Here is a 13,488-nt window from a genome sequence, read left to right as displayed (position 1 = left end):
CGGGAGTTCATGACCTTGGGATCTCCCGAAGCCACGGATTGAGGAAACCCGAATCCCGGGGTGAATTGGGGACCAACCGGAGATCTGCCCCTTGGGTCGCTTCAGCGGCTTAAGCAAGCCTTGAAATACCTAAAATTTCCGTTAATATGGACGCGGAACCGGCCAAAGGAGCCTTTAGAAATCCGCGCCTTGCGGGATCCATGCGCACAATCCATCCCTCGAAAATCTCTTCGATTTCACGATAGACTTCGCAAAAAAGGCTTAAAGGCGGGTTCGCGCTTGTCCAAATCCTTTCCAAAGTTTCCGTGTGCTTGAATGGGTAAGAGAAAGGCGGTGGAATGCACCCGGCTATTGGACAATCAGGTCTGTAGATGGGATGATAGAGTTAATCGCAAAAACAGGTTCGAGATGCGAACTGTCGTGGGGGATATGAACATGAAAGCCTTCTATGCGCAGATCCTTCAATTGGACCCTATCCTGTGGCGAGCCGTTTTCAGCCTACTCGTTGTAGGTGCAGCTTTAGTTTTTCAGAAGGTGTTCGGCAAACTCGTTGTCCACACGCTGATGAGATTCGCCCGAAAGACCAGCAACAGGTATGATGATGGTCTGCTTGCGGCTTTGGAAAAGCCTCTCCGATGGTTTTTGGTGGGGTTGGGGCTCTACCTGGCCGTTCTGATTTTTTATGAACCGCAACCTCGCTGGTTCGGTCAAGCCCTTCATACGTTCATCATCATTGTCGTGGCCCACGCATTGTTTCAGGTGACACCGTTGTTCTTGCATCTGGGCGGACACCTTCGCGTCCAGTTCGACCGAATTGTCGCACCTTTTTTAACCCGGGTGATTCGTTTTTTCATTGTGGCCCTGGCGGTCATGATGGTCGCCCAAGAGTGGGGATTTCAGGTAAGCAGCTTTCTGGCGGGGCTGGGATTGGGAGGGCTTGCTCTGGCGTTGGCAGCCAAAGACTCCCTGGCCAACCTTTTTGCCGGGTTTGTGATCATTACAGAGCGGCCCTTCAGCATCGGGGATTGGATTAAGACGCCTTCCGTAGAAGGAACGGTGGAGGACATCACCTTTCGGAGCACGAAGGTTCGCACTTTTGCCCAGGCGCTGGTTACTGTACCCAACTCCTTGTTAGCCGGTGAGCCCATTACCAACTGGGCTCGGATGGGGAAGCGCCAGGTGAGCTTTCATCTCGGCCTATCCTATCGAACCCCCAGAAAGAAACTGGAACAATGTGTGAAGGAGATTCGCGCCTTATTGCACGAGCATCCCGAAACCCACAATGAAACGATCTTGGTGAACTTTGACCAGTTCGGGGCGAGCAGTTTGGATATCTTTGTGTACTATTTCACCACAACCACCGTTTGGTCCGAGTATTTGCAGGTAAAAGAGGAAATTAATTTGAAGATCATGGAAATTCTCGAACGCCACGGAGTGGAGATCGCCTTCCCATCGCAATCGGTGTATTTTGAGACGCCACTCCAGATGAAACTGCCGGACCCCGAGGAATCTTCCTCCACTCCCTCCCCCGATGTCTCCTCTGCATCGGTAGATCCCTCCGAGGCAGAGAGCACAGAAGAAAGGCGTACTCCCCTGCGGGGATAGTTCAGTGGACTCCCGATTACGCGGGAGAAACGATGTCTATCCTTGTCTATTCAACAACTTTATGTTAATATGAAGTTGTCGACACGCCATGGACTATATGGAAGTTGCCTGGCGAAAAGGGCTTGTTGAAGGCTGTGCGGCATCGACATGAGGCATAAAGGGGTGTGAAGATGTTATCACGGGGTCTGAAACGGATAATGGGTCAACGGTTATTGCGGAGGATGGCTGCGGGCATGTTCAGCATAGCGGCTCTCCTCTCGCTGACTGCCTGTGGTGCCTCCAGTTCGCCGCAGGGCTCGGGGACAGGGGATCTGCTCGATAAGGTGAAGTCGTCCAAGGTTTTGAGCGTGGCAGTGGCCAGTTTTCCTCCCTTGGAGTATCAGGATCCGGCAAATCAGGAGTGGTCCGGCGTGGATATTGACATCCTCAGCAAATTCGCTTCGACACTGGGGGCAAAACTGGAGGTTCATTCCATGGCCTTTCCCGCCACCATCCAGTCGGTGGCCTCGAAACGAGACGACATCACCGCAAACATTTTTAAGACGCCGGAGCGCGAAAATGTCCTGGCTTTCTCGAATCCTGTGATTAAATATGTAGAAGGAATTATTGTAAATTCCGACTTTCCGCGAATTCCGGCGGCCACGGTGGAAGGGCTACAGGGGAAAAAGATCGCCACCGCCACCGGCACGGCTGAACAGGCCTTCGTCCCGAGGATTCCCGGAGCGGTGAATCAGTCGTACAACAGTGTCAACGAGGCGTTTCTCGCCCGGTCTTCCGGGCGGGTGGACGCGACGTTTCAACCGGTGATGTACGCCGAGTGGGCGGTGCAAAAGAATCCTTCCTTGCACATTAAGGTCCTGGGACCCGTTCCGGAATCGATTACAGGAAAGGGGAACCAGGCACCGGCCGGGTACTACGGCGTGGCGAAGGGAGATTATTCGAAGCGATTTTTGGATGAACTCAACAAGTTTCTGGTTCAAGAACAATCGAACGGAGGCTTGAAACAAATTCTTGAAAAGTACGGCCTGACGGATCCTTCGTATCTCGCAGGACTGGGAAATCAGTCAGGAAGTTGATCGCTCCATCCGCGAAGGACCCGCCCAAGCCGTCCTGATGGAAAAGCGTTTTCGGGAGGGAGTCATGCAATCGCTTTTTGAGCTTTGGCAGCGCTATGGGGAATCTTTTTTGCACGGGATGTTGGTGACTTTGGAGTTAACGGTGGCCTCCCTAATCGTCGGGCTGGTGGTGGGCGGGGTCCTGGCCTTCATGAGGATGAGCAGGATCGCCCCCCTTCGGGCGATCGGGGCCGTGTACGTGGAAATCGTCCGATCGACGCCGGTGATTGTGGAGTTGTTCTTTGTCTATTACAGCTTGGCACAGATCGGGATTATCATTCCGGGCTTTGAAGCGGCGGTGATCGTACTGGGGGGATTTTACGGGGCGCTGTATTCCGAGATCTTTCGCAGCGGCCTGATGAGCGTGGATTTCGGCCAGCGCGAAGCCGCCGAGGCACTCGGGTTGCGTCGGAAAACCACGCTCCTGCGGGTGATCGTCCCCCAATCCCTTCTGGCGATCTTGCCACCGGGCACCAGTGCGGCCATCGATTTGGTCAAAGACACCGCCCTGGTGATCACCATCGGGGTGGGGGAACTCATGTACCAGGCCTACCAGGCGGGCAGCGAAACCTTTCAGTATATGAACGTCTTTTTGATCGCCGGGGTGCTGTATTTCATTGTCTGCTATGGATTGTCTCTGGCAGTAAGGAGGTGGGAGCGCCATGTCAAGGCAGCGGGTGCTTGAGATTCGAGGTCTGACAAAGCGGTTTGGGGATCACACGATCCTGAAGGATATCGACCTGGATGTCGGGGCGGGCGAAGTGGTGGCGATCATCGGACCCAGTGGGGCTGGAAAGAGTACGCTCCTCCGGTGCGTGAACTATTTACAGCCCTTTGAATCCGGCACCATCCGGGTGCTCGGTCACATGCTCAAGGGAACGGACAGCGGTTGGAGTCCCAGCTACCGGGAGCTGACGGAGATCCGGAAGAAAGTGGGTATGGTTTTTCAACGGTTTAACCTGTTTCCCCACCTGACCGTTTTAGAGAATATCATCCTCGCGCCCATGGACGTGAACAAAGTGTCCAAGCAGGAAGCCATCCAGCAAGCCCGGCGCCTCTTGGAATTGGTGGGCCTCGGCGATAAGGAAAATGCCTATCCGCGAAACCTGTCCGGGGGCCAGCAGCAGCGGGTGGCGATCTGCCGGGCTCTGGCCATGCACCCGCAAATGATGCTCTTCGACGAGCCCACGTCCGCTTTAGATCCGGAGTTGGTGGGCGATGTCCTGTCGGTCATTCGCCAATTGGCCGCCGACGGTATGACCATGTTGTTGGTGACCCATGAAATGGCTTTCGCCCGGGACGTGGCGGACACCATCGTGGTGATGGCCGACCAGCAGATCATTGAGTCCGGTCCGGCGCGGAAATTGTTATCCAACCCTGAACATGAACGGACGCGCACCTTCCTGCGGCGGGTGCTGAATCATGGCCCGGCTGACGATGTCGAGCCGGCCGTCGTAAAATCTCACCAACTCAGTCCCCGGAGGTGACGCCGGTGGAAGTAGTCCTTCAATACCTTGGCCCCATTGGGCAGGGGATGTTCGTCACCGTGGCGCTCACCGCCCTGGGTACAGTGTTGGCGCTGATCATCGGCCTCTTCGGGGCGCTGGCGCGCCAGTACGGTCCTTGGCCCCTGCGGGCGGTGGTGGGCGCTTACGTGGAAGTGATCCGTGGTACGCCACAGATCTTACAGTTGTTTGCGGTCTTTTTCGGACTGACCCAATACGGGATCCAGTTGGACGCTTTTACTGCCGCGGCGATTTGGTTATCGGCCTACGGAGGTGCTTATGCAGTGGAGCTGTTTCGGGCGGGGCTTCACAGTATTCCCCACGAGCAACGGGAGGCTTCAGCGGCCCTGGGGATCAGCCGCTGGACGACTTTGCGAAAGGTTATTCTGCCCCAGGCTTTGGCGACGATCCTGCCGGCGATGGTGAGCTTTCTCGTCCTGCAGGTGAAAAACTCGTCTCTCGCCTTTACCATCGGCGTCATGGATATCATGCGCCGGGCAGAGCTCGGGGTGAATGCCACCAGCCAGGCCACGTTGCTCTATCTGATGGCCGTTGCCGCGTATTTCATCCTAAACTTCCCGTTGTCCCGGCTGGGGATCGCTCTGGAGCGGCGGGTGGCCCAGTACCGGTGACGGCGGCGGAGCTCTTCGGGCGGACCGCCATTTTTTCGCCCGGATTCGTTTACTTCCCGGGCCGTCCTTTGCCCGCCTCTTTGAGTCCGCCCGCCAAAGATTCCAACACGTCTGGTTGCAGGATGCGGAGCTGCTCCCCCTGCACCTGGATCACCCCCTGTTTTCTGAGCAAACTCATGGCCCGGTTTGCCGATTCCCGGGTGGTGCCCACCCATTTGGCCAGTTCGTAATGGGTGAGGGGAAAGGACATCACATATCCTTCTGGGTCGACCCGCCCCCATTCCAAGACCTGTTGCCATAAAGTCCACGCCACCCGCTCCAGAACGGAATGCTGAGTCAAATTCTGAAGTCTCGCCTGAAGCTCGCGGATCTTGCGGCCCTGAACCCGGATGAGGGCCATGGCGGCATCGGGGGAATCGAGCACCAAACGTTCCAACTTTTGGCGGGTCAGGGCCACCAAATCGGTATCCCGAATGGCCTGGGCGTGGGCCGGGTAGGTCGTCTCGTCAAAAAACCCCGCATGGGGGAACATTTCGCCGGCCCCGAGGACGGCCATGATCTGCTCCCGCCCGTCCACGTCGTAGATATAAATTTTCACGAGCCCCCGGGACAGAAAAAAGACCCGTTCAAGGGGGTCGCCCTGATGAAAAATCATGCCCCGGGAGGGAATGCTCAAAGGTGTGCAGAAATTCTCCACTGTCTGAAGTTGGTTTTCAGGCAGGTGTGCAAACAGTGGGATTCGCTGTGTGATGCCCATATATAATCACCGCCTCTGTTCCAACGATATCGAAAATCAGTCCTAAGGACAACGGGCCGGAAAGCTCATTGTAGGCGGGGTTGTGATGGGGGTCACGGAAGGTCGAAGTGTCCCTTGGTATCCTCAAGATAACTTCCAGGGTGAGGCGGCGATGTTGCCTGGGTTTGATGTTGCCTGGGTTTGATGAGAAATTGCACCACGCGGGGGCGGGGACGATGGATGGGGTCCGGGGGCCCGGTGCGAGGGCCGGGGCTAGTGAAGGGCTGGGACTGCGGTTTCGCATCACCCGGGTGTACATGATCACGGGGCTTGCCTTTCTTGGGCCGGCTTGGTGGTGCTTGATCCGGGCGGCGCCGGCCATCGCACGGGGGGCGTGGGCCGATCCGCTCCTTCTGGCCGCCGTTCACCTTTTTGTGGTGGGGTATGCATTGACCACCGTTCACGGAGCGCTGCTGCAGATCACTCCGGTGGCGTTTCAGGGACATTTGTACTCCGTCCGCCTGGGTTATGTTCAGTATGTCCTCATGGTGCTCGGGGCCGCTGCTTTTCCCGTCGGCTTTTTGTCCGGCCGGTGGGCGGTGGCGGCGACAGGGGGGATTCTGGTTTTTGCAGCCTACGGGCTTTTGCTTTGGAACTTGGGCCGCACGGCCTTGACGCTGAAAAAGCGCGGAGAGGCACTCCGGTCGGCGCCGGTGTTTGTCTTTTTGTTCGCCGCCCTGCTTTTTGGAATCGGAATGGCCCTGGGGGTGCCTCTCTTGGGTCGGGCGAGCCTTCTCCTCCACATGGTGGCTGGAGTGACCGGCTGGTTCACCACCCTGATTCTCGTTTTGAGTCCCCGCCTGATTCGCGTTTTCGTTTCCTCCCGCCACCCGGGGTTCGAGCGAAGGGGACCGGAGCTTGTGCTGATGGCGGGGGCCCTGTTGATCGCTGCAGGGGTATCCCTTGTGCCCGCCCCCGGGCAAGGGGTGTCCAAAGGTCTGTGGGGCCCGGGGAGCTTCCTGGTCGGGGTCGGATCGGTCTTGTACCTGATTGCTTACGGATCGTTTCTATTTCATCTGTTTCAGCATCTTCGGTATAGGCGGCGTCGGGATCTCGAGTGGGTCATCCCGTGGATAGCGGCGGGGCTCGCGGCTGGCTGGCCGCTGACCGCGGCCTGGGGAGCCGCGGTCTGGAAAGCGGCGGGGACCGGCCGAACTGCGGGACCGATGCTCCTGGGCATGATGCTGCTTGTGGTTTTCGGCTTTCTCGGGTGGGTGATTGCTGCATATATGGCCAAAATCCTGCCTTTTCTGCGGTGGATGAGCAAATACGGCCACGGGCTCACTCCGGTGACTCGCCGGGCACCCGGGCAGCGCCCGGTGGGCGTCCGGGACATGATGCCCAAGGTTTCCACCATATTGGCGTTGTTGGGTTTTGCCGGCGGTGCCGTTTTACTTGCCGCGGGCGCCTGGAGTGGCCGGGAGGAGTTTGCCCGGATCGGGGCGGGGGTCGGGGTATTGGCGTGGCTGGTCTACGCCGGGGCGATGTGGGTGATGTACCGGCGATGACTGCAAGGCCACGGCGACGCTGCCCACGGAAGCTTATGTGCCATAAAATCGTCCGGTTCTGTTCAAGATTTTCTCGCCATCCCGGCGGTGATCCCTCTGTATGAAAAAGACCTGGGCGATAGACTGGAGAAAGAAGGACATGACGCGCGGTGTAGACCGCGTCGGGAGGGATACGGATGCTGGGATTGACGAGTCTGTTGACAGAAGAGCCGGCGTTTGGGGATGGACTGCGCTATGTGGAGGGCGCCCGGCGGTCGCGCACCGGGGTGCGCCCCGGGGCGGGGCCCGTGGTGGTGTGGGAGATCACCCGGACGTGTAACCTGCGATGCCAGCACTGCTATGCCAATGCCGGGCCAGGGCGGTTTGAAGGAGAGATGACCCACGAGGAGGGCCGGGCGTTTATCGATGATTTGGCGGCGTTCAAGGTCCCGGTCTTGCTCGTGTCTGGAGGCGAGCCCCTCTCCCGTCCGGATACTCTGGACCTAATGCAGTACGCGGTCTCCAAGGGGATTCGGGTGACCCTGTCCACCAATGGCACGCTCATCACCCCGGAGGTGGCTCGGGAGTTAAAGCGCATTGGGGTGGGCTATGTCGGTATCAGCATCGACGGGACGCCGGATGTGCACGACCGGGTCCGGCGCCGGGCCGGGGCTTTTGCCCGGGCCATGCGCGGCGTGCGGAACTGCGCCGAGGCGGGGATTCGGGTGGGCATCCGGTTTACGATTCACAAAGATAATGTCCACACCCTGCCCTTTGTGCTGCAGCTTTTGGAGGATGAGCCCTTTGACCGGGCTTGCTTTTACCACTTGGTGTACAGCGGCCGGGGGGCGGCGGAGCAAGACGTCACGCCCGAGGTCACCCGCAAGGTGGTCGGGCAGTTGATCGACCAGGTGGAGGATTGGCACCAGAGGGGAATTGACAAAGAAATCCTCACCGTGGACAATCACGCAGACGGGGCGTATCTCTATTTGTACATGCGGGAAAAAGATCCGGCCCGGGCTGAGGCCATCCGCCGGCGGCTGCGCATGAACGGGGGCAACCGATCGGGGATCGCCATTTGTCATGTGGATTATCAGGGCAACGTCCACCCGGATCAGTTCACCCAGCATCATACTTTCGGCAACGTTCGGGAGCGTTCCTTCGGAGAAATTTGGTCCGATGAGAGCCACGATCTGCTCAAGGGGCTTCGGGATCGCGAAGAACGGCTTCACGGGCGGTGTAAAGATTGTGTGCTCTACGACGTGTGCGGGGGCAATTTTCGCACCCGGGCCGAGGCGGTCTACGGGGACTTTTGGGCCCCGGATCCGGCGTGTTATTTGACCGATGAAGAGATTCACGACCAGATGCTGCGGGGGGAGAGCGCATGAGGGCGAGCCGGGGAGAAGAAGGGGAGGGTTGGAAGGTGCGGGATGGCGTGGAGTTTGGGACCGAGGAATCCAGGATTCCCGGTCCCGCCCCGCGGCCCTTTTCGCTGGATTACGCCACAACGCCCTTTCTGGTGATCTGGGAGGTGACCCGGGCGTGCAGTCTGCATTGCCTGCACTGCCGGGCGGATGCGCAGTTTCGTCGGGACCCCCGGGAGTTGAGCACGGAAGAGGGGTTTCGGCTTCTGGACGAGTTGGCCGAGTGGAAGGTCCCGTTGGTGGTGCTGACCGGGGGAGACCCGTTTGAGCGGCCGGATGTGTTCGACCTTGTGCGGTACGGGGCTGAGCGGGGGCTGCGCATGTCGGTGACCCCGAGCGCCACGCCCCGGGTGACCCGGGAGGCTTTGGAGCGGTTGAAGGAGGCCGGGGTGATGCGGCTGGCCGTGAGCCTGGACGGGGCACGGGCGGAAACCCACGACCGGTTCCGGGGCACGTCCGGTTCCTTCGCCCAGACGATGCGGATTCTAAAAATCGCGGCGGAGCTAGGGATTGAGCGGCAGGTCAACACCACGGTGTCCCGGTATAACGTCGGGGAGATGGAAGAGCTGGCCGGGCTGGTGGCGGAGAGCGGAGCGGTCCTGTGGAGTGTCTTTTTCCTCGTGCCCACCGGGCGGGGGCGCAAGGAGGACGCTGTAGATTACGCCACCCAGGAAGGTCTCTACCGTTGGCTGGCGGAGCTGGCGGATCGGGCTCCCTTCGACATCAAGACCACCGAGGCCCAGCCCTATCGGCGGGTTTTGTTGCAAAGGCGCCAGACGATGCGAGGGATGGAAGGCGGGTTTGGGACCGGTGGGGGGAAACCGGGTGGAACCGAGGCGCGGCGGGGTGTGTTCGGCGGATCCGGGCGGGCGCCCCGTGGCGTCAATGACGGGAATGGTTTTGTGTTTGTGTCACACGTAGGCGAGGTGTATCCCAGCGGGTTTCTGCCGATCCGGGTTGGCGATGTCCACCAGACCTCGCTGCGCGAGATTTACCGGGATTCATCGGTGCTTCGGGCATTAAGGGACCCCGATGGTTACAAGGGCAAGTGCGGGGTGTGCGAGTTTCGCCGGGTGTGTGGAGGATCCCGGGCCCGGGCGTACGCGTTGACCGGGGATTATCTGGAGAGTGATCCCAGCTGCCCCTGGGTGCCCGCTGTCCTGAGGGGCGCGTCCGAAGCCGGGGGCGGGGTGTGACGGCTGAAGGTAGAGGAAGGCCGGACTCGATGTGAATCGTCACGCACCTGCACAATCTTCATGATGTAAATGCTTTCAAGACCTCTACGAGTGGTCCGGCCACTTCCCAGGCTCGAGATGGTGTATGACAGTGACATGACAGGGAGAACAGCTGTAATATTCATACCGATAACTGTTTGGGGAATGAGGTGAAAAATATGATACACATCAGCACCATTACGTCCAAATATCAAATCACCATACCTCTGGAGCTTCGTAAGAAGCATGGTCTCAAAATCGGAGATAAGGTTATGTTTCAGTACACGGACCAAGGGGAGATTGTTATCCATCCAATCCGAAAGAAAACCGCAAAGGAACTAGCTGGCTCATTGCATCAGGACGGAACTCCTTACATCCCCTTTCGCGAAGCTCGCCGGATAACGCAGGAGGAGTTGGGTGTACGCTTGTCAGGGAAGGACAATGACCACCAGTGAGAACACTGTTCGTTGATACGAATGTCATTCTCCGGTATCTGTTGCGGGACCATGCCGGAATGTATCAGGCCTCCGTGAAGTTGTTTGAGCAGGCGGAGCAGGGGGAGTTTGTTCTCTATATTGAGCCAATGGTTCTCGCTGAGTGCATTTATGTACTCACAGGCCCCCTGTATCGTCGAAACCGTTCGGATGTCGCTCGTGCGTTAGCGGAGATTTTGCTTCTCGAAGGTGTTACTTGCGAGGACCAGGACCGTTTAACCGAGAGCCTCACGATGTTTTCCGACCAGAGCGTCGATTTCACAGACGCATACCTGGTGTGTCGGAGCCGGGATGCGGACGCAGGGGTGGTCCCTTTCGATCGGGACTTTGTTCAACTAGGGGCGGCGGTGCACATACCGGAGTATGATAACTGAGAGAAACACGAAGTTAAAAAAATAAGATTTCATAATTTTTGTTCTAATATGTAATTTTATGATAGACCCCGGTCTAGAGCCGGCGAGTCGGCTGCTTCGGCGACCGATCCAAGGGGTGCAACAAGGCTCTTGGTGGGGGAAGGAGTCCCCAGCCTATAGGCGGGGTGAGGAAGTCAAGGGCGGGGTTGTTCGAAGTCGCGGAGGGTCATCACCGGGTGGAGAGGAGCGGTTCGATGAGTCGGGAGCAGTGGCAGGCAGTTATGGAGTTGACCGCCCCGGAGTTCCATACGTTTTTATTGGAACATCGGGTACTGGCTGAGCGGATGGAGGCGGTGCGCCGGGATCGATCCCCGGAGTTGTACCGCCTGGCCCTCGGGGAACTCGGGCGGGAAATCGATCATCATTTTGTCCATGAGGAAAAGTTTGTCTTGCCCAAGGTGGAGCCGTATTTTCCTTCCGCCGTGGCCGGGCCGGCGGTGAAGCTCCGGTCGGAACACGATTTAATCCGCAGGCGGCACCGGGAAGTGGTGGCGGGGATGGACCCCCGGGCGGGGATCGGAGATGTGGCCGGGCCCTGGGGGGATGCTGTGCGCCTGTTGGCGTATTTGGTTCTGCGGCATATTGAGAAAGAGGATCATTATTTCTTCCCGATGATCAGCCGAATCCTGACGCCGGAGGAGCGGGCGGAGGTGGCGGAGGCTCTCGCCCGGGCGAACCGCAAGATGGAAAAGGCGCCCTGAGGGGAACCCAGGGCGCCTTCGGTCGGAGGAGTGTAAAGGCTCCTCGACTGCTTTGTCCTCTCGACCTAAAGACGATATTGTTCTTGTACTAGCGGCAAGAGGCCTACTTTGGCCAGTCGATCGACCGGCACCAAGAACGTGGCCGTCACGACGCCAGGGTGCCGGCCGATCTCGATCGAACCGGTGATGGTGGCGCGGTTCTTGACCTCGGGAACAGACATGCCGAACAAGCGGGCCGCTCGTTCGAGCGCGTTGTCCGTAGCGGCGTTCAACGTTGCACCGCTGCCGACAACGGAGACCGGGGCCGTTTCCTCAATCGCGTCGAATCCCCACTTGGTCGCCTGGGCTTTCGCCAGCGCCTTTTCCGATTCAGTTAACGGTCGGGCGAGATAAGGCAAGTCTTCTTCGTTAGGGATCAGGATCGGCCCCTCAAGATTTGCGCCTTTGATCACGTGAACTTGTAGGGTGACCACCCCCGACACATCACACGTATGACCTGCGATTTCACCGTCGCCCTGTAAGGCGTGCATATCACCCAGATAGACTCCGCCACCGGGGACTTTAACCGGGCAAACCAGGATGGCACCTTCCCGAACCCTGGCGATGTCCATGTGTCCATCGGTTCGCGCCTCATCCAGTTCTTCTTGTGTCAGGGCATATTGGTGAGGGGCGCCGAGCAAAAATGATCCAAAATCCCCGGCATTGTGAGAGTCGGGCATCGGCCGGGACGGCGTGGTCCCCAACTGCCCGAGAAACGGTCTGACTCGGGCCACCGCCCCAACAATGTCGTGGGGCGCAAAGGTTACGATAGGATTTTGAATCGAATGTTCCGGGGTGGCCATGAATTGCCGTCCATCTGCCGCGATCCGTTCAGCCGCATCACGGGGTAGGGTGACGCCAAGTTCGTAGTTTTCGTCGAAGGCGATCGTATATCCGTTGGTGAATTGAAATGGTGAGGCGTCAGCCCCACAGTTCGTACAGCGGATCGAATGAGGGCCGATACCTTCGATGCGTGTTTCCGGATACATTGTGCCGCACACCGGACATTTGGCTGCGCAGAACGGGTCCCCGAGGAAACTGCCTTCCACCGTACGGTCGTTTCCGGACGCGGTTGCAATGGAGGTAACCCGGATGGACTGGATACGGATTGCGATAGCGTCTCCGACCTCGGCTCCAGCGACAAAAACTGGCCGGGTCACCTCATGGCCACCTCGGATGGCCGGCGTGATCATGGGCCCCCAACATCCCGGGGTTGTGTTGGCCACAATGTGTCCGCCGTCCCGTACAGGCCCCAACATCGGCTGGTTTGGGTCGAGCACTCCATTCGTAAATGTGTTCACGAACACGGTCGGACTACCCTTTGAGTCGTTCATCGGCGTGTCCCCTCTCGTGGAACCAATTTATGATACTTCCTGTCTTGTACTTTATCACAAAAATATAAGACGTAGGGCCCTTTGGATTCCGATCTCCAGAGGGCGATATGGTATAGTAAACTCACCGGAATTTATGATATGCACCGAGGAGGCGACGGATGTGGATGTGCTGGAGGCGATTCGGCAGCGTCGCGAGTTGACGCAGTTTCTGGATGCGCGGGTGGAACCGGCGGTGCTCCGGGCGGTGGTGGAGGCGGGATATTGGGCTCCCACGGGGAATCACCTGATTTCCAGAGAACTGATTGTAATCCAAGATCGCGGAATTTTGACTCGGTTGACCCAAACCACGCCGTACATGCCCTGGTTGGCCGGCGCTGCGGCGGGGATTGTCGTAACCGGACGGCCGGATGTGAGCAAGTACTGGGTGCAGGATGGCTCCATCGCCTGTGCGTTTATGTGGCTCGCGGCGGTGGATCAGGGACTGGGGATGGCCTTTGGCGCCGTGTACCACGCCCAGGACGCCGAGGAATCGGCCCGCCGGGAGAGCTATGTGCGGGAGGTTCTCCACCTGCCGGATGATCGGCGGGTTTTGGCGATCCTCGGAGTGGGTCGGCCGGCGGCGTGGCCGGAGGGGAAACCGCCTCATGCCAAAGACCGGGTGATTTTCGTTGACCGCTTTGGGCAACCCTGGAAAGAGTAGCGAACTGCGGTAAAAGAGTAGTGGGGTGT

General features: G+C 58.6%; 14 protein-coding genes. 12 read left to right on the top strand and 2 right to left on the bottom strand.

Translation table 11 applies throughout. The features are described 5' to 3' along the window. Nucleotides 1-435: 435 nt before the first annotated feature. From BTUS_RS12925 to BTUS_RS12905, 5 genes are all read left to right on the top strand, one after another. Nucleotides 436-1,605, top strand: coding sequence for a mechanosensitive ion channel family protein (locus BTUS_RS12925; protein ID WP_123809312.1), 1,170 nt, complete (start codon nt 436-438; stop codon nt 1,603-1,605). Between the two features lie 233 nt (nt 1,606-1,838). Continuing rightward, on the top strand, nt 1,839-2,681 hold the full coding sequence (locus BTUS_RS12920) for a substrate-binding periplasmic protein (RefSeq protein WP_013076516.1): 843 nt from the start codon (nt 1,839-1,841) through the stop codon (nt 2,679-2,681). Between the two features lie 64 nt (nt 2,682-2,745). Beyond that, a complete protein-coding gene (locus tag BTUS_RS12915) occupies nt 2,746-3,405 on the top strand; it encodes an amino acid ABC transporter permease (protein ID WP_013076515.1) in 660 nt (219 codons plus the stop codon). Continuing rightward, entirely contained in the window at nt 3,383-4,207 is an 825-nt protein-coding gene (locus BTUS_RS12910) for an amino acid ABC transporter ATP-binding protein (RefSeq protein WP_013076514.1), read from the top strand. Before BTUS_RS12915 ends, BTUS_RS12910 begins: the two co-directional genes overlap by 23 nt. Before the next feature lie 5 nt (nt 4,208-4,212). Further along, the gene (locus BTUS_RS12905) at nt 4,213-4,857 is read left to right on the top strand and encodes an amino acid ABC transporter permease (RefSeq protein ID WP_013076513.1); all 645 of its coding nucleotides are present in this window, start codon (nt 4,213-4,215) and stop codon (nt 4,855-4,857) included. A 49-nt stretch (nt 4,858-4,906) separates the two neighbouring features. Here BTUS_RS12905 and BTUS_RS12900 read toward each other — a convergent pair whose 3' ends face one another. Further along, complete coding sequence (locus BTUS_RS12900) at nt 4,907-5,614, bottom strand: Crp/Fnr family transcriptional regulator (protein ID WP_013076512.1); 708 nt, start codon at nt 5,612-5,614, stop codon at nt 4,907-4,909. A gap of 215 nt (nt 5,615-5,829) precedes the next feature. Here BTUS_RS12900 and BTUS_RS12895 point away from each other — a divergent pair, with 215 nt between their 5' ends. From BTUS_RS12895 to BTUS_RS12870, 6 genes are all read left to right on the top strand, one after another. Further along, nucleotides 5,830-7,161, top strand: coding sequence for a hypothetical protein (locus BTUS_RS12895; RefSeq protein WP_123809311.1), 1,332 nt, complete (start codon nt 5,830-5,832; stop codon nt 7,159-7,161). 176 nt (nt 7,162-7,337) lie between these two features. Beyond that, a complete protein-coding gene (locus BTUS_RS12890; RefSeq protein ID WP_013076510.1) occupies nt 7,338-8,528 on the top strand; it encodes a radical SAM/SPASM domain-containing protein in 1,191 nt (396 codons plus the stop codon). Beyond that, the gene (locus BTUS_RS12885) at nt 8,525-9,760 is read left to right on the top strand and encodes a TIGR04053 family radical SAM/SPASM domain-containing protein (RefSeq protein ID WP_083780198.1); all 1,236 of its coding nucleotides are present in this window, start codon (nt 8,525-8,527) and stop codon (nt 9,758-9,760) included. The genes BTUS_RS12890 and BTUS_RS12885 overlap by 4 nt, the downstream gene beginning before the upstream one ends. Nucleotides 9,761-9,957: 197 nt before the next feature. Next, the gene (locus tag BTUS_RS19310; RefSeq protein ID WP_013076508.1) at nt 9,958-10,233 is read left to right on the top strand and encodes an AbrB/MazE/SpoVT family DNA-binding domain-containing protein; all 276 of its coding nucleotides are present in this window, start codon (nt 9,958-9,960) and stop codon (nt 10,231-10,233) included. Continuing rightward, nucleotides 10,230-10,646: a PIN domain-containing protein gene (locus BTUS_RS12875; protein ID WP_013076507.1), complete on the top strand. Its 417-nt coding sequence runs from the start codon at nt 10,230-10,232 to the stop codon at nt 10,644-10,646. Before BTUS_RS19310 ends, BTUS_RS12875 begins: the two co-directional genes overlap by 4 nt. 164 nt (nt 10,647-10,810) lie before the next feature. After that, the gene (locus BTUS_RS12870) at nt 10,811-11,386 is read left to right on the top strand and encodes a hemerythrin domain-containing protein (protein WP_123809310.1); all 576 of its coding nucleotides are present in this window, start codon (nt 10,811-10,813) and stop codon (nt 11,384-11,386) included. A gap of 65 nt (nt 11,387-11,451) precedes the next feature. Here BTUS_RS12870 and BTUS_RS12865 read toward each other — a convergent pair whose 3' ends face one another. Further along, nucleotides 11,452-12,759, bottom strand: a complete 1,308-nt coding sequence (locus BTUS_RS12865; RefSeq protein WP_013076505.1) for an acetamidase/formamidase family protein — start codon at nt 12,757-12,759, stop codon at nt 11,452-11,454. Nucleotides 12,760-12,919: 160 nt separating this feature from the next. Between BTUS_RS12865 and BTUS_RS12860 the strand changes: the two genes are divergently transcribed. Further along, on the top strand, nt 12,920-13,459 hold the full coding sequence (locus BTUS_RS12860; RefSeq protein ID WP_013076504.1) for a nitroreductase family protein: 540 nt from the start codon (nt 12,920-12,922) through the stop codon (nt 13,457-13,459). Nucleotides 13,460-13,488 lie beyond the last annotated feature (29 nt).

Origin of the sequence: Kyrpidia tusciae DSM 2912 (genome assembly GCF_000092905.1) — a bacterium.
Classification (GTDB): Bacteria; Bacillota; Bacilli; order Kyrpidiales; family Kyrpidiaceae; genus Kyrpidia; species Kyrpidia tusciae.
This window is presented reverse-complemented; position numbering and strand designations above follow the sequence as displayed.

Excerpts from the sequence above, each read along its gene's own strand:
- BTUS_RS12920 (WP_013076516.1), top strand. The coding sequence starts at position 1,839 with ATGTTCAGCATAGCGGCTCTCCTCTCGCTGACTGCCTGTGGTGCCTCC.
- BTUS_RS12900 (WP_013076512.1), bottom strand. The coding sequence starts at position 5,614 with ATGGGCATCACACAGCGAATCCCACTGTTTGCACACCTGCCTGAAAAC.
- BTUS_RS12910 (WP_013076514.1), top strand. The coding sequence starts at position 3,383 with ATGTCAAGGCAGCGGGTGCTTGAGATTCGAGGTCTGACAAAGCGGTTT.
- BTUS_RS12865 (WP_013076505.1), bottom strand. The coding sequence starts at position 12,759 with ATGAACGACTCAAAGGGTAGTCCGACCGTGTTCGTGAACACATTTACG.
- BTUS_RS12890 (WP_013076510.1), top strand. The coding sequence starts at position 7,338 with ATGCTGGGATTGACGAGTCTGTTGACAGAAGAGCCGGCGTTTGGGGAT.
- BTUS_RS12925 (WP_123809312.1), top strand. The coding sequence starts at position 436 with ATGAAAGCCTTCTATGCGCAGATCCTTCAATTGGACCCTATCCTGTGG.
- BTUS_RS12885 (WP_083780198.1), top strand. The coding sequence starts at position 8,525 with ATGAGGGCGAGCCGGGGAGAAGAAGGGGAGGGTTGGAAGGTGCGGGAT.
- BTUS_RS19310 (WP_013076508.1), top strand. The coding sequence starts at position 9,958 with ATGATACACATCAGCACCATTACGTCCAAATATCAAATCACCATACCT.
- BTUS_RS12915 (WP_013076515.1), top strand. The coding sequence starts at position 2,746 with ATGCAATCGCTTTTTGAGCTTTGGCAGCGCTATGGGGAATCTTTTTTG.
- BTUS_RS12895 (WP_123809311.1), top strand. The coding sequence starts at position 5,830 with ATGGATGGGGTCCGGGGGCCCGGTGCGAGGGCCGGGGCTAGTGAAGGG.